Origin of the sequence: Staphylococcus lloydii, assembly GCF_015775975.1 — a bacterium.
Classification (GTDB): Bacteria; Bacillota; Bacilli; order Staphylococcales; family Staphylococcaceae; genus Staphylococcus; species Staphylococcus lloydii.
Genome location: NZ_CP064056.1, coordinates 89,158 through 111,884, shown reverse-complemented (window position 1 = coordinate 111,884; position 22,727 = coordinate 89,158). Strand labels below are relative to the sequence as shown.

The following is a 22,727-nucleotide window of genomic DNA, read 5'->3' as shown; positions in this document are numbered from 1 at the left end:
AAAACAGTTAAACTCTAATAAAATTAGTGCTAATGTCTATAGTATTATTGTAAATATTTCTACTGTACATTAATTTAGAAGTATTTAGTATTATTTAACAAAACATAAAATTCATCATTTTCAGATAATTCTTTATACAATGCAACTTTCCAAATATTTTTACTAGTGTGATTTTTAATGAAACTTAATAGATATTCTTGAAATTCATTTTTACTAGAGCATTGAGCAAAATGAATTAGATTGACAATTTGATCTTCCATTTCTGTAGTTGCTAATATTTCGTAAGTTTTTCCAATGCCAAAAACCTCAAATGTTCTCTTAGTTCTTTTATATAAAATTGGATCTTCAAATGCTAATTTATCTACGTAGTATGTAAAAGACAATGTATCAATATTAGTAATCTCTATGTTTAACCAATTTAAATTTTCTAAATCATCAAAATATAAATGAATTAAATTGTCATACTTAGAATTTGGTATATAATCAATTTTATTCCTATTACATTTACTACATATGGGTATTAAATTGATTGGGTTCAATGATAATACAGGATATTTTGCTTTAGGTAAATAATGATCTAAATTATCAACTTCACTAGTGTGACACATGGGACAAATCCTAAATTCATCATTAAACTTTATAGGACTGCTTGCTTTTTTGCTTTTTTGATAGTTAATAATTTTGTCATAATATAATCTAGCTTTTTCCTTTGGATTTACTAATTTATTTTTATACAATTTTCCAACTATATTTTCCGTTTCTGTATCAATTCTCATGTCAAATTTATGTAAATCATTTTCAATCGCATATTCATCATACTTTTTATAAATATTTTCAAGTTCTTCAATCGAATGACTAATTAAAAGTTTTTCATTCTCTCTTTTCAAGTTATATATACAGTCATGAAATAATTTTTTCACACTTATATCAGGTTTTTCAATTTTAATCATTGATATCGCCCCTATGCTTTATAAGTACTCGTAATATAGACTTGGCTTCTTTGCCTATAGAATCTTGATATTCTTCAACTAATTCTTCATAATTTTTTCCTGCTTCCACTTCTAATAGAAGTTGTTGATAGTATCCTGTTTTTTCAACTTCTAAACCAAAAACTTCTCTAATTAATGAACCGACATTTTCTCCATAAGTTTCAATTCTTGGCTTAGTAATTGTCCTTTTATCTTGAAAGCCTTTTACTATGTTTATACAATCACGTCTTAATTCCTGCATTACAATTGGAGAATGTGTTGCAATAATACCTACCCCATTCTGTTCAATTAACAGTTTAGAAATTGCTCTCATATATGATGCTAGTAAAGGTGGATGTAAATACATTTCTGGTTCATCTATTAATATTAGTGTTTTTTCAACTACATGTTCTATCATTTTCGTTAATGTTAAAATTACAATTTTTTGTCCTGAACTTAGAGCTTTAAAAATTTGTTCAAATTCCTCTTTATCATCCTTTTTAAGTTCATCAATATTACTTAAATTCAACTCAAGTTGCTCAATATTCAATAATTCTACTATTTTATCCCAACGTTCGTCACTACCATCACTTTTTTTTAAGATTTGTTCAACACTTTCACAAAATTCATTAGCCAGTTCCTCGTTACTCTTGTTCAAAAGTTTATCATCATTCCATTTTTGTACACCTATATAATTTAACTTCGTATTCTTATTATTATTTATATGTTTTAAAATATTGGTATTGTCATCAAATATACTAAACGATACTAATAACGCATTAGCAAAGATTAATTCATCTTCTGATTCTTTATTGTATAAACTTCCTGTATCGTTTTTTATGAAAGCTACTAATATATCTTTTAATAGCTTTGTTTTACCTATACCATTATTTCCAATTATCCCTTGTAAATTGGTCTGTGGTTTAGATTTTGGCTCTATTTCAAAATCAATTTTGAATTCATCATTATTAAATGTAAACTCAAATGAAGTCAATTCTACTTTATTTTCAATTATTCTATTAAATTGCCCTTTAATTGTTAGCGGGGAAACCCATCTTAATAATGACTCTTTTGTAATATCTAGATCTTTTATTCTTTCAAACAAGTCTAAATCATATGCAATATCATTCATTTCCTTTAAAATAAATAACTTTTTCTCGTTATTTAGTTTATTTAAATTGAGATAATAATCTTTACCATTACCTAAGCTGAAAACATTTTCATTGTTACCATTAATTAAGTCATTAATGTTAGTTTTTGAATTATTTTGATAATTCCCTATTTTAACTCCACCAATTTCTTTATTAGTTTCTCCATCATAATAATGTAAGACAAATAATGTTTCATAGCCAAAGTCATTCCAATTATCTTTTACCAAATAAAAACCTTCGCCATTACATGGTCCAGAAAAATAACTTCTTTCGTATAAATTCAAACTACTTACCTCCATTTTCATACTAAAATATAAACTATAGCAGCAATCAAATATGCGATACTTATTTTTATATAATTAGTATTTTCAATTTCAAACCTAAACACTGATAATACACTTCTACTTATCGATTAATGTTACAATTATTCAACTTATAAGATTTTTATCTACAAATTTTCATTTATTATATTTGTCATTTCTTGAATAATTGGGAATAGCGACTTTCCCTTTGGTGTTAATGAATATCTAACCTTCTTTTGATAATCATCCATTTCCTCTCTTTTTACAATCTGGAGCAAAATTAAATCGTTAAGTTGGTCCGTTAATGTTTTTCTACTTATCCCTGGTATATCTCTATGCAATGCATTATAAAAATGAGGTTCATGATAAAGTGCACTGATGATGATGCCTTTCCACTTACCACCTAATGCACGTAAGACTTTTTCAATTGGGCAACAGCGTTGAATCACTACGTTACAATCTCTATATTTTGTTTCTGTTTGCATCATCATATCACTCCCCTTAACCAACTAGTTACTTAATTGTGCCTTCTTGTGAAACAACAAATAGAATATTACACTTTTATCATATCAAATCTTATGAAGGAGTGGAAAATTTGGAACTGAAACAAGTATCACAACACATTTATAAATTAACTGTAGAAACAACCGTTGGCATTCCAATTATAATCAATACTTGGTATATCTTGGAGGATGGTAATGTATATATTATAGACACCGGTATGGCTTCTTACTCTAATACACAAATAAAAGTAGCTCTACTACTTGGCGCTCCTCAAGCAATATTTTTAACACATGGACATTCGGATCATATTAACGGTGCAAAACACCTCTCTGAATCTCTTAACATTCCAATATATGCACACGAAAAGGAACTACCATATATTAATGGTACGTTACCTTACCCAAATAAACACGAAATCGATGAAACAGGCGTTGCAAATAAAGTTCAACCATTAAACCTTTCATTAGATATACCTTTCAGCTATTATTTAACACCTGGTCATGCTCCAGGGCATGTTATTTACTATCACAATCAAGATGATGTATTAATTTGTGGCGATTTATTTATCTCAGATTCCAACGCATTACACCCACCAATTAATAAATTCACTTATGATATGATGCAAAATATTAATAGCGGAATTGTCGTTGATACAATTAAACCAAAATTAATTACCACTTCACATGGTGATGACATCGTCTATTCAGAAGAAATATATCCAATATATAAATTTAAATATGAGGTGAAATAGATGATGATGTTCTCCCTTAACAATAGCTCTGATCACTAATGAATTAAATACTTCACACGTATACTTATCATTCAAAAACACCATAAAACAGTATATATTTAATAAAACCACCTATTCTCTAGGTGATTTTATAGCATTATTTTCCAATATAATAAGTTACAAGAATCCAATTAATTGAATTTATATTACAACAGAAAGAAAAGTAAACTTAATTTCTACATATTACATGCACTGTTATACGCTCAAAATACCTTTATAAAGAAAATAAAATCCCCGCACTTATGGTACTTTTCTCCTTATTTGTGAGATTTCTAAAAATAAAGAGATGATAGCCCAAACAATCAAATAATTCGAAAAAGTAAAAGCTAGCCCGATATAAAGGGCTAGCTTTTAACATGTGTATGCGGGCAAAGTATTATTATTTATTTGATTTTATATATTCTTCTAAACCTTTTTCATACTCTATTCATTTTTATATTCCAATGAAGTTAACTCATCAAAATTTAACTAACTTTATTTATTCTTATTAAATGTACTTATCCATTTGTTCATAATATTATCAGGATCAAATTCTTTAAGAACTATTCTTCTTGATTCTTCGCCATAATCAACATATTTAGAATCATCTTTCATTATATCTATTATAGCTTCTGCCATACTTAGGGTGTCTTTATTTGGAATTAGATAACCATTTCTATTGTTAAATACAAATTGAGAAGGTCCATATTTAATATCGAAAGCAATGATAGGTTTACCAGCTAACATGCCTTCTATCATACTTAAACTTTGTACTTCACTTTGAGATGTTGATAAAACACATCTAAAATCACTCAGCGTTTCATATGGATTTGTTGTATAACCAAATAATTTCACATTATTTTCTAAGTTATTATTAATAATCATTTCTTTTATCTTCTCTTTATGACTACCTTCACCATAAATATGAAATTCTATTTCTGGATCTTTGTTTATTACCAATTTAGCTACATTGATAAGTAAATCAAAACCTTTACCCTCAACTAATCTAGATATACATCCTATTATTTTATTACCAGAGGGCTTATGATTTTCTGGTATCTCTTTTATAAAGTTAGGTATTAAATATGAATTTTGAAGATTATATTCAATTTCTACATCATTGATATAATCTTGAGTTAAAAAAACAACACCCGTTAAACTTTCACTATTATTCAAAACATTTTCCTCTACTTTTTTAATCTTACCTTGAGGAGTCTTATGGGTAGTGTGCATAACTGCATATTTTTGAATATGTGAATGGTTAGTACCGATAATTTTATCTAAACTGCCTGTGCCATCACATACAATAATATTATCGCTAGTATCTTCAATCAGGTTACTTAAAAAATAACTTCCTAATTCTTTGTTATTTTTGAAATGTTTATTTTCAGATAGAAGATATATATCTTCTATTGCATTAGTTTCTTCATTAATATTTCTTCTTAAAAAAGGTTGTCCTTTTCTATTATAAAAAACTTCAGCTTTAAACACCTTATTAAAATCGAATTCTTTAATTCTTCTAATCCAATTCCCCTCAGAATAAATTCTCTTAGTTCTATAGTTATTCTCAAATAAGTCTAATATATAATCTACATCGTTTTCTTTATATTTCAAAAGAGCAATTTTCTCACCAGTTGTTGAAGAAAAAATCTCAAACTTATTTTTTCCTTTTTTTACATTAATATTATTATTAAGAAACTGCTCATAGTGGTTATTAATATTATTAGGATTATCTATTAACTTTAAAGATCTTTCTTCAAAAAAATAAAATTGATTATGTACTTCAGTTTTATTATCTAATTTATTTATTTTTCTAAGATCATCAAGGATAACTTCATAGTTACTTTTATAATCAAAAGTAACTATATCCGTTTTTATATTATAATCATTGAAAACTTTTGCTCTTGTTAAAAGTGAAGTGGTTTTACCACCTTTTTTAATATTTAAATCAAAGATAACTAAATATACATGATTGATTTTAAAAACCCCTTATTCTTCATCGTCTACTGAATAATACTCTAATATCTTCTTAATTTCTTTATTTTTAATATATATAACTCCATATAAAACTATCGTAAAAAATAATGCTTTTTTCATATTAATCTCCCAATTTCTCACCAAAAACAGTTTTCACAACTCTTTTAGATGCATTACCATCTTCTAAATAGCAGAATTTTTTATAAAATTCTTCGTATTTATTTTTATATTCTTCATTAACTTTGTTGATATTTTTTATAGATTCTATGACTTCATCGTTTGAAAGTAACAGAGGACCTGGCAATTCCTTATTCACATCTATATAAAAACCTCGTAACATATTTTGATACTTATCCAAATCATATGTGTAGAACAAAATAGGTTTTCTAAGTATAGCATAGTCAAAGAATACTGAAGAATAATCAGTAATTAACATATCACTAGCAATATACAAATCATTTATATCATTATATTTTGAAAAATCATATGCAAACCCTTCATAACCTTTTAAATCCATATTATCTGAAATAAAATAATGCATCCTTAAGGCAATAACGTACTCTTTTCCCACTTCTTTTCTCAATTGATCCAGATCAATTTGTAATTTGAATTTATAATTCCCTACTGAATGGAATTCATCATCTCTCCATGTTGGAGCATATAATATAACCTTTTTTGAACTAGGTAGTCCTAATTGTTCTTTAATCTGCTTTTTATACTCCTCAGTGTGATTAGTTAAAATGTCATTTCTCGGATATCCATATGTAAGTATATTTTCTCTAGGATACATAAAAGCACTTTCAAATATATTTTCGCTGTACTTGTTTGCTGCAATCAAATAATCCCAATTTCTAGATTGATTATAAAAGTCTTTCTTATAATTTCTATTTGCTGAAGTTACATTCTCCATATCGAAAACTAGCCTTTTAAGAGGAGTTCCATGCCAAGTAGATAAAATAACCTGTTCAGCTTTTTTATATAGCCATTTAGGCTGTCTCATGTTTAATACAAAATACTTTGATACAGTTACATAATAGAAGTATTTCCAACTGAACCTGTTAATAATTTTTACATTATTATTTTTAAATTCTGGTTCTTTTTCTACGAGTTCTTTATTATTTAACACCCAAATATGTTTCCATTTGTTCGGTTCATTCTCTAATAAATATTTAAAAATGGACTTAGGGCTATCAGAATAATTTTTGCCTAAAAAACTCTCATATAATATTGTATTATCTTTTATAGGTAACTTAGTGAAAATATTCTTTTGTATTTTCTTTTGTCTAAACCTTTGATTTTTCGGTTTTGAAAATTGATATGTTTTATAACCCAATACTCTTGCTTTGCTTAAGTAGTATGCTTTTTTAAACTTCCCTTTTTTTATTGCACTGATTTCATAATCATGCCTTTTACTTAAAGTAAATTCTGTCGAAGGTCTATTTAATATAGAATTCAACTTTTTATATATTTTTTCTAATTCTGAATATGACTCAGAGAAGATACTACTCTTAACTACTTTATACAAATAATAATTAATAGCTGATAATTTTAATTTTCTAGCTAATCGAAGGTCGTAACAATAATTTAAACCTTCATTTAAAGCAGACATTCTCATTAACAATCGATCATTATGTTCTTCTTGAGTTAAAGATGGGTCATTAATGGTGTCATTGTGTATATATTTATAATAAAGCTTTGTAGTTGTTTGTTTTATGCTTTCAGTTTTATTATAAAGCTCTATTAAAAATGGTATATCACCGTATAAATTATTAGAAGATTTAAAATATAAATAATTATCAGTTAAAAATTTTCTTCTTATAATGAAACTATGTACTCTAAATTGATAATTTAAATCTTGTAGGTATCTACTAGGCTTAATATTATTAAATTTATGATTAATCATTTGTTTTTCAAATAAACCATTAATAATCTGCTTAACCTTTTTCTTATCAACATCGATACTAACATCCCTTAAAATTTCTTCTATTTTAGAAAATGACTCTCCTTCAAAAAAAGCTCTTTTTGACTTACTTAAAGTAGATATCTTATCTAAGTTAGTTTTAGCAATACCAAATTTAAATACATCGTTCTGATTTTCATTTTCTTTAATCATTTCATTTGCATACACTAACGCATTAGGATGTAAATAATCATCTGAGTCCAAAAAGATTACGTATTCACCTTTCGCCTTCTCAATACCTATATTTCTATAATCGGATAAAGTATCCGATTCATTCATATTGATAACACTCGCTTTTAATCCACTCTCGCTAATTATATTTTGAAGCTTTTCTGAGTCATCATGTACAAATATAGCTTCAAAATCAGTGAAGGTTTGCTGACATAAACTATCAACACAATTCTCTAAATACTTTTCTCTATATCCTCCATCTTTAAACGGAATAATAATTGAAAAAAACATAATATCCCCTCTTCCCAAATTTATAATATAATTGTTCCTTTTGCTCTTCCAATTTGTTTTCCTTAACCCTATATATTATAACTATTTTAAAAATTTAAAACAATAGATACTAACAATTTTTAATACAATTAAATATTAAAATTAATATCATAATAATATTTTTATGTATCATAAAAGTTTTCTTTATATTTTTTATTAACCATTATCCTCTCTCATTGTTCTTATGCTCGTTGTTATTCTTTTATATATTTAGCTGAAATAAAACATTTTGTATAAAGTGTTCCTAAATTTAACTTTATATTAACTATTCTGGTATCCACTTATAATCTAATCCATTCTTTAGGACCATATATAACTTTCCAGTTACAAAGACTATTGAAAGGACTACAAGTATGGCTAATGAATAACTTTGATGATATTCAAATAGAAGAGCAATTTTTGGTTTTAAAGAACGAGATTGTTAGTAATACTTTAGATAAACCTGCTGAAGTAAACGAATAAACCACTACAAATGTACAGTATCTAGAGATTCATTGAATTGATTAATACATTCTTGATTAATAATTTAAAAAATATATAGAAAAGCGTAGCTAAATAAATTAATATAATAATACAAAGTAAATATTAAATGAATGGGGAGAATAAATTGAAAAAATTTTTAGCTAGTTTGGGTACGATTTTATTAGTTGCAATATTGGGAGTTGCAGTTGTATTTGCATATGGTAGTTACAAAGATTTAGAACTAAAAAAAGAAAAGACTAAGTTAGCTGATAAAAAGCATAACACCATTGATAAGCAGGACAAGAATAATGATAATCAAACGAATACAAATCAAACGAACGGAAATCAGGAACAAGCAACATCTATAAACAAACAAAATATAGACAATTCATATGATCCGAATAACATTATGAAAAATGATACAAACAGTGATGGCGTTATTACTAGAGATGAAATGACTCCAGAATTAGAAAAATTAGAAAGGGAAGGTAAACTCCAAGTAGCTGTCAAAGGCATTGATACTAATGATGATAGTAATAAAGAAAACCAACCAAAATATACTGCTGAAGATGCTAAAAATATGTCCGATGATGAATTTCTAGAGGCATATAAAGAAGGTATGAGTGAAGAAGAAGCTGCCGCTGTCGATAGTAGAGCTGAAGGCTCTGGAGATTATATTGATTATTTAAGAGGTCAAGTAGAAGCTCGTGCAAATGGTCAAGGTGGAAATTATTAAATTTAGGGGGATAGGTTATGAAAAAATTATTAAGCATAATAACAATAATTGCCATTTTAGGAATATTAGCAGCTGTGGGATTTTTTGGATATACTAAATATCAAGAAGTAGAGTTAGAAAAAGACAAGTTACAATCAAAAGTAGATGCCAACAAAAATGATGAATCTACAAATGAAGAAAATAATGAAAATGATTTGAACAATAACACAACACAAAATACAAGTAATGAAAACAATACACAAGCGCAAAGTACAAAAGAAGAAAGTTCAAATGTAGTGAATCGTAATAATGTATTTGATTATTTATTAGACGATTTTAAAGCTAACGGTGGAGACCCAAGTTTAGTCACTTTTCAAGAACCAACTTACGAAAATGGACATTGGAAAATTTTAGCTAATAATAAAAGTGGTCATGGATCCTATGTTTTTATAGTTGAAGAGGATGGAACAGTTCATGATCAATAAAATACAGAATTGACCTAAATACACAAAATATACAGAAAACATAAAGTTAAATACAAGCAAGGAACTCAAAAGTAAAATATTATAATATTTTAATCATTTATTTTTGGGTATAAAGCAAATAAATTATAGTTTGTGAAAAAATAAATTAATTTTCAAAGACTTAGCTAAAAATCCTAAAAATGGGATATATAAATTAAATATTAAAACACAGAAAAAAGAATTAAACTCAAAGTTTATGCATTAGATACATCCAAAAACAAAAGTATAGTTATTTATAAAACAGTAAAATAATAAAGTTAGCAATTTTTTACACTAATATAGACAAATCATGACTACATTAAAATAGGGCATCCCTCACTCAATAGTAAGGGACGTCCTATTTTAATACATAATTATATTTAATTATCTTAATTTATTTCTTGCAAGGATAAATCATTATAAAAATTTAAACTGAACAACAAGATACACACAAAAATGGTTCTCTATTTGTCTTTAATGGTTTTGATAAGATAATACAATAATAGGCTAAACCCGCATAATTTATGGTACGTTTCCCCTTATTAACTATTTTACTAATAATCTTCCTGGCTCATTCTAAAATTAAGATAAATAACGTATAACACTATTTAGAAATCAATTTTTAGAGGGAAGCTTTGTATAGTCAACTTCATAATTATTATGATAATAATGAAATAAATCAACAAAGTGAAAACTTATTTGAAGAAGGCTTTATAATTTCCCATTATAGTATGCAGGACGTTTCATCACGCTTAAAATCATTACGCAAACTACAAGTAGCCCACAAATAATATACATACCTTTAAATCCTAGTAAATCAGATAGCGGGCCCATTATGACACTTCCTAAAGAAATGCCTAAATCTGCACATGCAATAAACAAACCTAATAACATGTTACGCCCTACTTTAGGTAAGACAAAGCTTAGATAAGACGTTAATATTGGGTATACCAATGCTTGCGTGATTCCGATTAAGATTGCGCTCGCATAGAAAATCACGACGCCTACTTGCGGGCCAAACGCCACAACAAAAGATGCAATCATTAGTAGCGATAATACAGTTACCATAAATTTTGGATGCCATAATCCATCCGAGGGAATATATTTCCTTAAATAAAATCTTGCTGCAACTACTGCTATAGCTTGAATAGTTAGGAATATACCCGAACTGGCAAAGTTATAATTCACAGTGTACAACGGCACAAAAGTACTTACCGCTCCAAAAACTATCGATGCTACAATCATGATTAAACCACTGTTGAACAATTCTTTGTTTTTGAAAACCTGAGCAAATACCGTAACAGCATTAAATGACATTTTTTCAATTTTATTGGATATGTCCGGTTCTTGTTCGGCAATTGTGACACGATAACCAAAGAACGTAGTGGATAACGCAATAAAAATAATAACTATCGCAAAAATAGATATATTATCAGCGTGCCAAATACCAATGGCTATAATAGGACCAATCAAATTAGGGATTGTCGAAAATAATGAATATAACGAAACTCCTTCTGAACGATGCTCTTCTGGTAAGGCATCAATAATTCCTAGTTGTAATGACATCGAGAAAAACGCTGTACATACACCTTGCATCACACGTGCCAAGAAATAGCCTTCTAATCCAGTAAAACCGTATAGAATTAATGCAACTGCATTAATAATTAAAATGATGCGTAATACTTTAATCGGACCTACACTTGCAATAATTTGTCCTGCCCAAGGTCTAAATACCATAGCAGTTAGCATATAAGCACCCATTACAATACCGATAACTGTATTTGTAGCTCCAATATCATGTCCGTGTAATGGTATAAAGACATTCAAAATAGCGTTAGCACTAAAAAACATTAATGTTAGTATATATAATCTCAAAAAAGGCCATGCCATAGCACCTTTCATTGTCTCGCTCCTTAGAATGATAATTGTTTTTCAATCAATGCTTTTGTATAAGCATTAACACTTAGATGTAAATCTTTGGTTGCAATTTGTTCTTCAATTTTACCGGTTTTAAAAATAATTAACTGCTCACACAAGTAAGTAGCAGCTTGAATATCATGAGTAATAAAAATATAACTTAACTGCCTTTTCGAGCGTAAATTTACTAACAAATCTAAAATTTGGATTTGAATCGACATATCTAATGAGCTGATTGCTTCATCAAACAATATATATTTAGGGTTCATGCATATGGCGCGTGCGATTGCCACACGTTGCGCTTCACCGCCGGATAACATATTTGGATATTTGTTCATGTATACTTCCGATAATCCAACTTCTTCTAATAATTCAATCGCTCGTGCCTCCATGACAGTCTTAGATTTATTGTCACACTGGCACATTACTTCTAATAATAGTTCTTTCACAGATTGGAATGGATGTAATGAAGATGTATAATCTTGAAAAACCGCACTTATTTGATGATTTCTTACCTTTTTCTTATACATTGGCTGATCATTCAACGTTACTGAACCTTTGTCAGGCTTCTCAATACCTAAAACCATCTTACTCAACGTTGATTTCCCACTACCGCTCTCTCCGATAATTGCAATTGATTTACCAACTGGACATTCAAAGGATACATCTTTAACAATAGGGTTCATGCTAAGCCGAAACATTTTTGAACGCGAATATGACTTTTCAACATTCATAATCTTAAGCATTTGATTCTCCCCTTAATACAGATTTAAAATAATCATTAACTTTTTTTCTTGTGGATAATAAATACTGAGTATACTCTTGTTGTGGTTGGTATAGCACCGCTTCTTTAGTGCCTTCTTCAATGAGTTGTCCTTTCCTCATCACAACTACTCGATCTGCGATATGGTTAATCACTGTTAAGTCATGTGAAATAAAAATCATGGCGCAATCGAAATTCAGCTTAATATCTTTAAACGCCTGTAACACATCATATTGTGTAATAGTGTCTAAAGTTGTCGTCGGTTCATCTGCAATAATTAGTTTGGGTTTCAATGCCAAAGCTAAAGCAATCATCATACGCTGTAACATTCCCCCAGATAACATATAGGGATACGACTTTAATATTTGTTTAGGCTTGTTTAACCCCATATAATCCATAAATTCTGTCAATGTTACTTCGATTTCTTGAATAGATAGTTGCGTATGAACTTTCATAGCTTCAATCAATTGCTTACCTACTGTAAAAGATGGATCGAATGCACGGCTACCTTGTTGCATAATCATCGCAATATCTTTACCTCTATGCTTCCTTAGCTGCATCTCTGACAAAGTAAGCATTTGTACATTATTAAATGTCACTTTCCCTTCAACACTTAAACGCTTAGGATTTAAACCTACTAAAGCTTTGCATGTAACTGACTTACCACTACCACTTTCACCAATAATACCTAGCACTTCACCTTTATCCACTGTAAAATTCACGTCGTTAACGATGGGCTGATTTGTCCAGCTATCTTTGATAAACAAATGTTGTACTGTTAATAGCGTCATGATTGCACCAATCCTTTCTTCACAGAGCGTAGTTGTTCCTTTGAAGATATTCTTGGATCAATCGCAATTTGTAATGCATCTGATAAAAAGTTAAATGCCATAACTATAATAACGATTGCAATACCCGGAGCAAACATCATTTCTGGGTGAGTAAACATTACTTTTCTAGCTTCATTGAGCATCATACCCCACTCAGCAGTCGGCGCTTTAACACCTAATCCTAAAAATGAAAAGCCAGATATTTGTAAAATCATAGAACACATAGAACTACTTGAGATTATTGCAATATCACCAAGTGTTAACGGCATAATATGTCTGTGAATAATTTTTAAGTCACTCATACCAATTGTCTGGGCAAATTTAACGTGATCTGAATCAGTATATTGCATAACACTTGTGCGAATCACACGGCAAAACCACGCCCAACGCGTTAAAATAAATGCCATAATAATATTTTCAGCACCCATACCAAATAACGCAATCAGTGCAAGTGTAACAACATAGCTAGGAAAAGCTAACATCACATCACACATACGCATGATGAGCGCATCAATATAACCCAGGAAATAACCAGAAACAAAACCTAATATGGCACCCAACAAAACAGAAATAAAGAGCGCTACAAAAACATATAATAAGCTTGGCCTAATTGCATAAATTAACCGCGTTAAAATATCTCGTCCTAAATGATCAGTTCCTAAAAAGTGTTGTAAACTTATGCCACTATATTTGTTAGCTGTATCGATATGATTAGGGTCATGCACTGTTACAAAAGGAGCTGCAAAACCTAACACAACATATAAGATAATAATAGCTAGAGCAATAACGGCACCTCTGTCTCGTAACAAACGTTTTAAAATAATCATCACGATGCCTCCCTTAATCTTGGATTCAAGAGAGCATTAATTATATCTGCCAATGTATTAAACACAACAAATAGTATAGCCACAATTAATACATAAGCTTGTATGACAGGAAAATCATGTTCTAATATGGCTTTCAAGCTTAATTGCCCTAATCCTGGCCAAGCGAATATATACTCGATTACTACTAAACCACCCATAATCATTGGTATAGACATACAGAAGATTGATACGGCAACTTGTAATGCATTACGTAATACGTGCAGCATTAAAGTTGTCGATTTAACACCACATGCTTTCAAATAAAGTACATAGTCTTCATTCAATTGCTCAACAATTGAACGCCTAATAGTTCTAAAGTAAATACCAGCATATGCGATTGTAATAACAACAACTGGCAATATGTAACTTTCAGGACCTGTCATTCCAGAAGTTGGCAATAAATTTAAATTTACAGAAACGTAAATGATTAATATCGAAGCAATCCAATAAGATGGTAAGCCTGTTAGAAAGAAGGCGACAGAACGTATCGCACGATCTGTAAATCGTCCTCTTGTTAAGGCACTGACAATACCTAAAATAATTGATGTAATCATTACCATAATGCTAGAAATAACAGTTAGTTTTAGGGTGTTTAAAAATGCAGGACCAATACGTTCTGCAACTGGATCCCCTGTAATATAACTAGTACCAAAATCTAACTGCAATGCTTGCAATAGCCAATTCATATATTGAATCAATAACGGGTCATTGAATCCGTACTTCTCATTTGTTTCTTCAATTAATTGGGGTGAGACATCCGGTGTGCCTTGCGCATGTAAAATTGTAACCGCCGGATTTTCATCTGTTATATAAGTTAGTAAAAATGTCATAAAACATACTACAATCATAAGTGGAACCATAATCATCATGCGCTTTAAAATAAATTTGAACATGATAAATGCACTCCCTTATTTAAATTGCATTTCATTAAACGGCAATTCATATTGCGATTGTGTAAATGATAATTTCTCTAAATCATTAGGGGCAACGACTGTCATTCTGCCATGTGATATAGGAATGAAAATACCTTCATCATCTACTTGTTTTAAAATGTCTTTATATGCATCAGAACGTTGTTTACTATCTTGAATTTTAAATGATTCATCAATATTGTGGTAAAGCTCATTTTTATTAGTGATACCTGATGTTGCACTTTCATAACCATTACGTGCTTTAAATGCGCTTATTGTACTTTGTGGGTCATACAATAATCCCCATGTTTGATTAAACATCAAGTCATAATCACCAGATGTACGACGTTCTGCAACTTTGTCTGATGTATCACCATTAATTTGTAATTGGACACCCATTTTCTTAAATTCTGCTTGTAAAAACTCTGCTTGTTCTTTTTGACTAGAAGAACCTTTGTCATAATACATAGTCATTGTTAATTCTTTACCATCTTTTTTGCGGATTTTACTATCTGCTGTTTGTTTCCAACCCGCTTCATCTAATAGTGCTTCCGCCTTTTTCACATCATATTTACGTGTAGGCATGTCAAAGTTAATATCTGTTGTATTCTTCGCGAATAGTTGTGTTGCCGGCTTTTCTTCGCCATCTAAAATCTCTTTTGATATTTTATCTCTATTTACCATATGACCGATAGCTTGCCTTACAGTTTTATCGCTCACGGGACTGTCTTTTTTACCAGAATTTGCCACTAACATTTTTGTATTCATGGGTTGGCTATATTTAACTTGATAATCACCAGTATCTTTCAACTGTTTTAAAGCGTCTTTGTCTAAGCTATCTGTACCTCTATCATCTGTGAAAGCAAAGTTTGTCTCACCCTTTTTCATTGATAAAAAGGCAGTCTCACCAGCTGGCATTACTTTTGCTTGTATTTTGTTTAACTTAGATTTTTCGCCCCAATAATCATTGTTTTTATTAAAATCGGCTGACTCGTCTTTTTTATGTTCACCAAGTTTAAATGGTCCTGTGCCATCAAATGATTTCACGCCATTCTTAGTTTCACCGTCTTTAAAATCCTTTGGTGATACAAATACATATGGTCGTGGCATTGCCAATTCTGCTAAAGCAGGCTGATATGGTTCTGTTAACTTAAGTGCAACGGTATATTTGTCTTTCACACTGACATTATCAATTAAAGTTGAAATCTTTAACCATGAATGCAACTTTTTATTTTGTTGAACTGCGTCAATATTTTTCTTAACAGCCTCAGCGTCAAACGGTGTACCATCGTGGAATTTAACATCATCACGCAAATGGAAAGTATACGTTTTACCATCATCTGATACATCCCAACTTTTAGCTAATAATGGCTTGATACCGTCTTTAGTATTACGTACAAGTGGCTCATAAATCATACTTTCTGCAGACATAGATCCACCATAGACATGTGGATTCATATCTCCAATATCTTTCACTGTTGTATACGTTAACTGCTTATTCTTTTTCTTCTCCTCTATGCCTTTATCGTTTCCACATCCCGCTAAAATAGCACCTGATGTAAATATTAATGCAGTTATCTTAGTTAGTTTGTTCATTATTTTTCCTCTTTCTCATTTAAAAATTGTAGTATCACTTATAATCGTGTGGCGCATACCTATTATTTAATATTTTTATATTACAAATCCCTGTCACTAAATCTTACCTTTGGTATCTAAAAACGCTTCTACCAAAGATTTATCATCATTAAATAAGTTCATGTTGAATTGTGATGATAGTTGTTGGTTATGGTTGTGCTTTTTATAGTCCTGACAATATTGTTCATAACGCTTCATAAATGTATCAATCATTGGTGTCTTAACACCCAACAACTTGCCAATATGTTGAATAATTGAAGTACGATAATAATCCTCACTTGGCATACGTGGTATATGAACCACTCCTTGTTCATTTTCATAAAGTTCCTTAATCGGTACCGCCGAAAAATCAAAGTAGCGCCCGTGTTGATCAGGATCTGAAAACGGGTCTATTAATATTGCTGTGTATCTCACATATAGTAAGTATTCTTGATGGATGGCTGGTAACTTTTCAAACTTGTAAACATCACCATCCGCTAATGTCTCAGGCCGCACAGGATAGTTTTCTTTCACCATAAATTCCAAAAGGTTGACTGACGGCACACTAAATTTCGCTAAAATAGTCATCATCTCTTTCCACATTAAACGCATTTCATGAATGAGTGTCATCGTAATGGGACCTTCTGGGAATAACTTATATATATAAACAGGTATCTCTGCCCCTTCAAAAATGACTTTTAATGAAAAATCATTCATAAATAATGGTGGGTGTACATATAAAGAACTATTGCGTGTTTCAGCATGTAGAGGCGTTGGCATATCTTTCAAAACTATGTAAAATTGCTTGAACACATCTTTTAAAAAAGCAATTGTGGCCGAATGATCACGATTAGAACCTACGTATAACTTGGACTTCACCCCAGTTGTTACAACATGATTAGGTTGCTCAGTATCATAGCAACGTGTGTCACCTAGATATGTAGAAAATGATATAACTTCAATGTCTTTATTAAAGTTAGCCATATACTGCGCTACAATCATTTGTGAACCAAATGTAGGTGATACTAACAAGATATGTTTTACTTTTTCTAATATTGCAGTTGATAGTTGTGCCAATGTACTATGATATGCATCTGCAGTACATGCCATAATAATCGTGTCATATATCCCTTCAACATCTTGTATATCTGCATATAAATGGTTAATTTGAAAGCGACCAGCCATTTGTTTATGTGCATCATTTTGTGTCGTGACTTCAAAGAATTTATCTCTTTGATATGCTTGAAGTAATTTTTTTGATTTCAATGAGGTTGAGGCACGACCTACCATATCTATTTGTTTGTCTGTCGTTAGATGGCACAGATTGGCCAATTGAATTGCAACTGGCCCTGTACCTATAATTAATATTTTAGACATCCGCTACACCCACCCCTATTGCTGCCTTACGATATAAAGCAATATCAAAAATTTGATTAGGTTGTATACGTTTATCTACACATTGCCATTTTCCTAGGCTAGTTTCCTTAGAAGGATAATTAAACAGTGCTTTGATGCCATCACCAAATCGCATTGCAACAACTACATTTTCATTCGTTAAATCATAGAGTTGCTCTAATATGTCATATTTAATTGGAATTGTTGAACTAAATATAATATGCGTCACTGTTTTGATATCTACTAATTGATTTACTGTCCGTTCTGTAATCTCTATATCTTCATTTGGTGCTAATACTTTAACAATTCTTTGCCCTAAATCAACCGCCGTTGGATCAATATCAATACCAATAACAGAAGCGCCAGTCTCTTTAGCTACTTGAATGAGCGTCATAGGATATGCCCCAGATCCAACTAACAATAATTTGTCATTTTCAGTTATATGACATTGTCCAAATTCCTCATTAATACAGTGCTCGATGTTATCAAAGTAGCCTGAAGTAGAAGCCTTACCGTCTAATAAACGTTGCGCTCGAATAACTTCTACTTGTTTAACGCATTGGGCTGATATGAATTGAAGTCTCTTCGTAAGATGTGCTTTTATCACTTCATCTTCCCAATCTTCATACAACCTTCTAAAAACTGGATTTAATATAAACTGACTATACTCATCCACTAATGCTTCTAATGCATCAATGCAGTCACTATTTTCTAAGACTTTTTCATATAGTGTTTCAAAATTTAATAAATATTTATGTAATATAACGCTAATCTCTTTCTCTAAATTATTCATTTCAGTCTCCTATTCTATAAATGCTTTTCCTGTTGCGACAGTTGAGACTCGCCCTTTAATGGAAGTTTGGAACCCAAACTTTGGACATTTCCTAGATGTTACTAATATGTTGCCACCTGGCTGATGAACTATAAAATCCTCGCATGCACTTTCAATTTTATAATTTTTAAAAATACCTATCGACGCAGTACCAGAACCACAACTATTTTCCCACACTAAACTTTTCATTTCTGGTATAAAAATAAGTGGTTTAAGAAACTGACGTTGTTCATCAAATAGCATGATACCTATCGTTTTATATTCATTACTCCATGTTTGCTGAAGGACAAATTTTTCAACCTGATGTTGCAATTTTTTAGTCACTTCAGTGACAGGAATAACAAAATGCACATAAGACTCATATACAATTTCTATCGCATTCCATTGTTGCCGATCAATATTAAGCTTTATTGCGGATACGTGCTGTGCTTGGGGCATACTGACTTCATAATGTTGATTGCTATGTACTTCACACTCAACCAATCCCGAACATCCTGAAACTTTTATTGCACATTGCCTTTTTTGTAATATGTTGTTTTCTTGTAAATAATGTATGTATGACATTGTGGCATTACCACAAAATTCATTTCCGCTCATAACTAAATGATAATTTCTATTCAAATCCGTATTGGTGGACTCTATAAATCCTACTTGCTCACAACAAACATGATTCGTTGTCATTAATTGGTTAGCTATGTTTGCATAATCTCTTGAATCATGTTTTGAATGCACGAGTATCGTCATATTCCCCGATGGATTATACTTAGAAAATTCTATAACCTTTCGATTCATATAACTCTCCTTCTATTTAAAATTGATTTATATAAGCCTGCTAACAATGATTTAAAACTTTAAATTATTGCACAGTCAAAATAAATCGAAATAGTTACGATTTGATTAATATAATATATCGAGTTTTTATGCTTGTCAATACAAATGATAATATTTTTCAATTAAGAATTATTTAAAATCTTGATTTACTTTGTCAGCATTTAGTCTAAATTATGAATAAATTTCTTGTATGTTATGTACTTTTTTAGATTTACATAAAAAATAAAGCTTCAATCATTCACTTATACTTAAAAAGTACTGTAAATGATGAAGCTTTATAGATTTTGATTGTTAAATACAATCTATAATATTCTTAGTTAATTAGATTTATCACAGTTGTCATAAATTTACTTGCGCTCAATTATACTTTTCCATATTTGCGAAAAATAGTGACTAATATTTAAAAATAAGATAAATAACATATAACACTATTAAGTAAACAAAAAAGCTGGAACATAAACCCTTTGAATATGTTCCAGCCATCAATATTTAATATTTATTGTTGTGTATATACTTCAATATCAGTTTCGCAACTGCCTCCTGTGCCGTACTTATTTGGTTCTTTATTACCTGCAAGTATCAGTACAAACCAAGTATAAAGTGTGACCAATCCTGCAATTACGGTACCGAAAATACCAGCCATAACTGTAGTGCCGAGCAAACCATGACTTTCTGTATTGGCAACAATAATAATAACACCTATTATAAATAGCGTTGTAGCAATCATTGTAATAAATCCACTAATATAAGAAATGATAGCAAGGATCATAGTACGATTTGTATCATGTAAGCGTCTTACCATCACAGTAAAAGTAGGAATAATAATAACTATTGCAAATAAGCCACTAAGTAAACCACTTGATACAATTCCTAAAACAGAAGATATTAAAAAATTTATCCAGAAAGGATGCCAAAATTCAGGGCGTGTTGACCTTCCATTAACATCAATAAAACGTGTCCAAAATGCCTTGTAACTCTCGATAACTTGATTCTGTGAACTGTCCATTTAAACTCCCCTATAAGTTTGATAATTACAGTGTACTAAAATAAAGTTGTAGATAGCAATCAGGTTTTAAAATATTGTATACATATTAAAAATAATATATATGTTTACAGTCTTAAATTTAGTATAGCTATATAAATCGAATTAACTGTTCTCTCCAGATAACTCACTTTCGTCCAAGTCTCTAAATAATTCTTTATTATACTGTTGCTTTAAGGTTGTTTCGTATTTCTTACTCCATTGTCTTAATCCTATATAATAAAAGGTTACAACAATTATCGCTAATAATACTATAGCTGGCCAAAACCATGACGATACAATATGATGTTGTGCTGCTAAACCAATTGGTGAAAACAATATAAATGTAAAAACAATAGACCCTAACAAGAGAACTGTAACTGGTATTGTATATTTCCATGGCCTCATATCTACTTTAGGGTTTGGACTAAATTTAAATGGTGTATCTAATGGATTTGTCATTCCTATAATCAACATTACTAGCACTTCTATTACAAATAAGAGCCCTTGTATGTATATAAAATTAATCGTCATTTCATATTTAAAGAACATTGGTAATCCCCATATCAATAAATAATAAACAATTACGTGTGAAATAATAATTATTTTAGGTGCAATGGGAGGAACTCTTTTTGCAAATATACCAACCAATACAATCGCTATAATTGGTATGTTGAAGAAACCTGTGAATTGGCGAATGATTGTCCATAATCCTTGTGGAGCATTCATTAACATTGGCGAAATAAAGAAAGTCGTCAATGCCAAAATCACACCAAACCATTGGCTTGCCCTTATCATTTGTCTATCTGTAGCTTTTTTATTAATTAGTATTTTATAAATATCGTAAACAAATAACGTTGATGCACTATTTAATAATGCATTAAAACTAGAAAATACAGCACCTAGTAATACGGCTAAGAAGAAGCCATCTAAAAAGGTAGGAAATACATCTTTTACTAACGTAGGATACGCTAAATCCATATTCTTTAATCGTGACCCATATAAATGATATGCAATGACACCTGGAATCATCATAAGAAAAGGGACTAGTATTTTTAGAAACCCGGTAAATAATGCTCCCTTTTGGCCTTCAGCTAAATTCTTTGCCCCTAATGTTCTTTGAATAACATATTGATTAGTGCCCCAATAGAATAAATTAGCAAATATCATTCCTGTAAAAATCGAACCAAATGGTACATCATCTTTGTTAGAACCAATGGCATTTAATTTTTCAGGATGATCTGTCGCAATTGTCTTCATACCTTCTAACAAACTACCATTACCCAATGCAATAAAACCAAGTACTGGTACTAAGACGCCCACTATCAAAAGCCCTATACCATTTAAAGTATCTGAAATAGCAATAGCTTTTAAACCACCTAAAATAGCATATAACATACCGATAATGCCGATAACCCAAACAATAACCCATATAGATTGCTCGTATGTTATATGAAACATGTTTGGTATATCAAATATTTGTAATACAGCTAAAGAACCTGAATATAGTACAGATGGTATAGTTATGAAACCATAGCCAACCATAAACAACAAGACAATTAATAAGCGAGTCTGTTTATCAAAGCGATTATTTATAAATTCTGGAAGTGTGGTAAATGCACCACCCAAATATTTTGGTAGTAAAACTGCAGCTAATATAATAACAGAGAAACCTGCTGTAACTTCCCAACCCATACTAGATAAATTGTTTTGATAGCCCTGTCCATTTAAACCTATTAACTGTTCTGCAGATAAATTAGTTAGTATTAATGCACCTGCAATAAAACCACCTGTTAACCCTCGACCTCCTAGGAAGAATCCTCCTGAACTACTAATAGTATTTTTAGTCTTATAATAGGAATACCAAGCTACGATACCAATAAAAAATGCACATGATATTAATGTAAATGCTATATACATATTTCTCCCTACCTC

Annotated in this window: 20 protein-coding genes; 4 read left to right on the top strand and 16 right to left on the bottom strand. The window is 30.3% G+C overall.

Features of this window, described 5'->3' with window-relative positions; translation table 11 throughout:
- Positions 1-74 precede the first annotated feature (74 nt).
- The 3 genes from ISP08_RS00520 to ISP08_RS00510 all read right to left on the bottom strand — a co-directional run bounded on the left by ISP08_RS00520 (position 75) and on the right by ISP08_RS00510 (position 2,912).
- Complete coding sequence (locus ISP08_RS00520; RefSeq protein WP_195718938.1) at positions 75-950, bottom strand: HNH endonuclease; 876 nt, start codon at positions 948-950, stop codon at positions 75-77.
- Positions 943-2,403, bottom strand: a complete 1,461-nt coding sequence (locus ISP08_RS00515; RefSeq protein WP_195718937.1) for an AAA family ATPase — start codon at positions 2,401-2,403, stop codon at positions 943-945. The genes ISP08_RS00520 and ISP08_RS00515 overlap by 8 nt, the downstream gene beginning before the upstream one ends.
- A gap of 164 nt (positions 2,404-2,567) precedes the next feature.
- Positions 2,568-2,912: a winged helix-turn-helix transcriptional regulator gene (locus ISP08_RS00510; RefSeq protein WP_244138703.1), complete on the bottom strand. Its 345-nt coding sequence runs from the start codon at positions 2,910-2,912 to the stop codon at positions 2,568-2,570.
- A 104-nt stretch (positions 2,913-3,016) separates the two neighbouring features.
- On the opposite strand from ISP08_RS00510, the gene ISP08_RS00505 reads away from it, so the two are divergent.
- On the top strand, positions 3,017-3,676 hold the full coding sequence (locus ISP08_RS00505) for an MBL fold metallo-hydrolase (RefSeq protein WP_195718936.1): 660 nt from the start codon (positions 3,017-3,019) through the stop codon (positions 3,674-3,676).
- Positions 3,677-4,189: 513 nt separating this feature from the next.
- Here the strand turns inward: ISP08_RS00505 and ISP08_RS00500 are convergent.
- Both ISP08_RS00500 and ISP08_RS00495 read right to left on the bottom strand, forming a co-directional pair.
- Positions 4,190-5,308, bottom strand: a complete 1,119-nt coding sequence (locus ISP08_RS00500; protein ID WP_229294144.1) for a glycosyltransferase — start codon at positions 5,306-5,308, stop codon at positions 4,190-4,192.
- A gap of 484 nt (positions 5,309-5,792) precedes the next feature.
- Positions 5,793-8,093 (bottom strand): CDP-glycerol glycerophosphotransferase family protein, encoded by a 2,301-nt coding sequence (locus ISP08_RS00495; RefSeq protein ID WP_195718935.1) that lies wholly within the window; start codon positions 8,091-8,093, stop codon positions 5,793-5,795.
- Positions 8,094-8,468: 375 nt separating this feature from the next.
- Between ISP08_RS00495 and ISP08_RS12925 the strand changes: the two genes are divergently transcribed.
- The 3 genes from ISP08_RS12925 (at position 8,469) to ISP08_RS12850 (ending at position 9,794) form a co-directional block, all read left to right on the top strand.
- The gene (locus ISP08_RS12925; protein WP_279610845.1) at positions 8,469-8,594 is read left to right on the top strand and encodes a hypothetical protein; all 126 of its coding nucleotides are present in this window, start codon (positions 8,469-8,471) and stop codon (positions 8,592-8,594) included.
- Between the two features lie 145 nt (positions 8,595-8,739).
- Positions 8,740-9,330: a hypothetical protein gene (locus ISP08_RS00490; protein WP_195718934.1), complete on the top strand. Its 591-nt coding sequence runs from the start codon at positions 8,740-8,742 to the stop codon at positions 9,328-9,330.
- 17 nt (positions 9,331-9,347) lie between these two features.
- Positions 9,348-9,794 carry a hypothetical protein gene (locus ISP08_RS12850; protein WP_229294143.1) on the top strand — a complete coding sequence of 149 codons (447 nt, stop codon included), beginning with the start codon at positions 9,348-9,350 and terminating at the stop codon, positions 9,792-9,794.
- 729 nt (positions 9,795-10,523) lie between these two features.
- Here ISP08_RS12850 and cntE read toward each other — a convergent pair.
- The 11 genes from cntE to ISP08_RS00430 form a co-directional block, all read right to left on the bottom strand.
- Positions 10,524-11,714, bottom strand: a complete 1,191-nt coding sequence (gene cntE / locus ISP08_RS00480) for a staphylopine family metallophore export MFS transporter CntE (RefSeq protein WP_195718933.1) — start codon at positions 11,712-11,714, stop codon at positions 10,524-10,526.
- 11 nt (positions 11,715-11,725) lie between these two features.
- Positions 11,726-12,475, bottom strand: a complete 750-nt coding sequence (locus ISP08_RS00475) for an ABC transporter ATP-binding protein (protein ID WP_195718932.1) — start codon at positions 12,473-12,475, stop codon at positions 11,726-11,728.
- A complete protein-coding gene (cntD, locus tag ISP08_RS00470; RefSeq protein WP_195718931.1) occupies positions 12,468-13,283 on the bottom strand; it encodes a staphylopine uptake ABC transporter ATP-binding protein CntD in 816 nt (271 codons plus the stop codon). Before cntD ends, ISP08_RS00475 begins: the two co-directional genes overlap by 8 nt.
- Positions 13,280-14,149: a staphylopine uptake ABC transporter permease subunit CntC gene (gene cntC, locus ISP08_RS00465; protein ID WP_196931183.1), complete on the bottom strand. Its 870-nt coding sequence runs from the start codon at positions 14,147-14,149 to the stop codon at positions 13,280-13,282. Before cntC ends, cntD begins: the two co-directional genes overlap by 4 nt.
- The gene (gene opp1B, locus ISP08_RS00460) at positions 14,149-15,081 is read right to left on the bottom strand and encodes a nickel/cobalt ABC transporter permease (RefSeq protein ID WP_195718929.1); all 933 of its coding nucleotides are present in this window, start codon (positions 15,079-15,081) and stop codon (positions 14,149-14,151) included. The genes cntC and opp1B overlap by 1 nt, the downstream gene beginning before the upstream one ends.
- A gap of 15 nt (positions 15,082-15,096) precedes the next feature.
- Positions 15,097-16,695 carry a staphylopine-dependent metal ABC transporter substrate-binding lipoprotein CntA gene (gene cntA, locus ISP08_RS00455; protein ID WP_195718928.1) on the bottom strand — a complete coding sequence of 533 codons (1,599 nt, stop codon included), beginning with the start codon at positions 16,693-16,695 and terminating at the stop codon, positions 15,097-15,099.
- 96 nt (positions 16,696-16,791) lie between these two features.
- Complete coding sequence (gene cntM / locus ISP08_RS00450; protein WP_195718927.1) at positions 16,792-18,090, bottom strand: staphylopine biosynthesis dehydrogenase; 1,299 nt, start codon at positions 18,088-18,090, stop codon at positions 16,792-16,794.
- Positions 18,083-18,901 carry a staphylopine biosynthesis enzyme CntL gene (gene cntL, locus ISP08_RS00445; RefSeq protein WP_195718926.1) on the bottom strand — a complete coding sequence of 273 codons (819 nt, stop codon included), beginning with the start codon at positions 18,899-18,901 and terminating at the stop codon, positions 18,083-18,085. The genes cntM and cntL overlap by 8 nt, the downstream gene beginning before the upstream one ends.
- A gap of 9 nt (positions 18,902-18,910) precedes the next feature.
- Positions 18,911-19,732, bottom strand: coding sequence for a histidine racemase CntK (gene cntK, locus ISP08_RS00440; RefSeq protein ID WP_195718925.1), 822 nt, complete (start codon positions 19,730-19,732; stop codon positions 18,911-18,913).
- Positions 19,733-20,267: 535 nt separating this feature from the next.
- Positions 20,268-20,777: a DUF805 domain-containing protein gene (locus ISP08_RS00435; protein WP_195718924.1), complete on the bottom strand. Its 510-nt coding sequence runs from the start codon at positions 20,775-20,777 to the stop codon at positions 20,268-20,270.
- Positions 20,778-20,918: 141 nt separating this feature from the next.
- On the bottom strand, positions 20,919-22,712 hold the full coding sequence (locus ISP08_RS00430) for a solute:sodium symporter family transporter (RefSeq protein ID WP_195718923.1): 1,794 nt from the start codon (positions 22,710-22,712) through the stop codon (positions 20,919-20,921).
- Between the last annotated feature and the right edge of the window lie 15 nt (positions 22,713-22,727).

Bases quoted from the DNA above. Each gene is read 5' to 3' on its own strand.
- ISP08_RS00520 (WP_195718938.1), bottom strand. From the start codon at position 950: ATGATTAAAATTGAAAAACCTGATATAAGTGTGAAAAAATTATTTCAT.
- ISP08_RS00510 (WP_244138703.1), bottom strand. From the start codon at position 2,912: ATGATGATGCAAACAGAAACAAAATATAGAGATTGTAACGTAGTGATT.
- ISP08_RS00495 (WP_195718935.1), bottom strand. From the start codon at position 8,093: ATGTTTTTTTCAATTATTATTCCGTTTAAAGATGGAGGATATAGAGAA.
- ISP08_RS12850 (WP_229294143.1), top strand. From the start codon at position 9,348: ATGAAAAAATTATTAAGCATAATAACAATAATTGCCATTTTAGGAATA.
- cntE (WP_195718933.1), bottom strand. From the start codon at position 11,714: ATGAAAGGTGCTATGGCATGGCCTTTTTTGAGATTATATATACTAACA.
- ISP08_RS00475 (WP_195718932.1), bottom strand. From the start codon at position 12,475: ATGCTTAAGATTATGAATGTTGAAAAGTCATATTCGCGTTCAAAAATG.
- cntD (WP_195718931.1), bottom strand. From the start codon at position 13,283: ATGACGCTATTAACAGTACAACATTTGTTTATCAAAGATAGCTGGACA.
- cntC (WP_196931183.1), bottom strand. From the start codon at position 14,149: ATGATTATTTTAAAACGTTTGTTACGAGACAGAGGTGCCGTTATTGCT.
- opp1B (WP_195718929.1), bottom strand. From the start codon at position 15,081: ATGTTCAAATTTATTTTAAAGCGCATGATGATTATGGTTCCACTTATG.
- cntA (WP_195718928.1), bottom strand. From the start codon at position 16,695: ATGAACAAACTAACTAAGATAACTGCATTAATATTTACATCAGGTGCT.
- cntM (WP_195718927.1), bottom strand. From the start codon at position 18,090: ATGTCTAAAATATTAATTATAGGTACAGGGCCAGTTGCAATTCAATTG.
- cntL (WP_195718926.1), bottom strand. From the start codon at position 18,901: ATGAATAATTTAGAGAAAGAGATTAGCGTTATATTACATAAATATTTA.
- cntK (WP_195718925.1), bottom strand. From the start codon at position 19,732: ATGAATCGAAAGGTTATAGAATTTTCTAAGTATAATCCATCGGGGAAT.
- ISP08_RS00435 (WP_195718924.1), bottom strand. From the start codon at position 20,777: ATGGACAGTTCACAGAATCAAGTTATCGAGAGTTACAAGGCATTTTGG.
- ISP08_RS00430 (WP_195718923.1), bottom strand. From the start codon at position 22,712: ATGTATATAGCATTTACATTAATATCATGTGCATTTTTTATTGGTATC.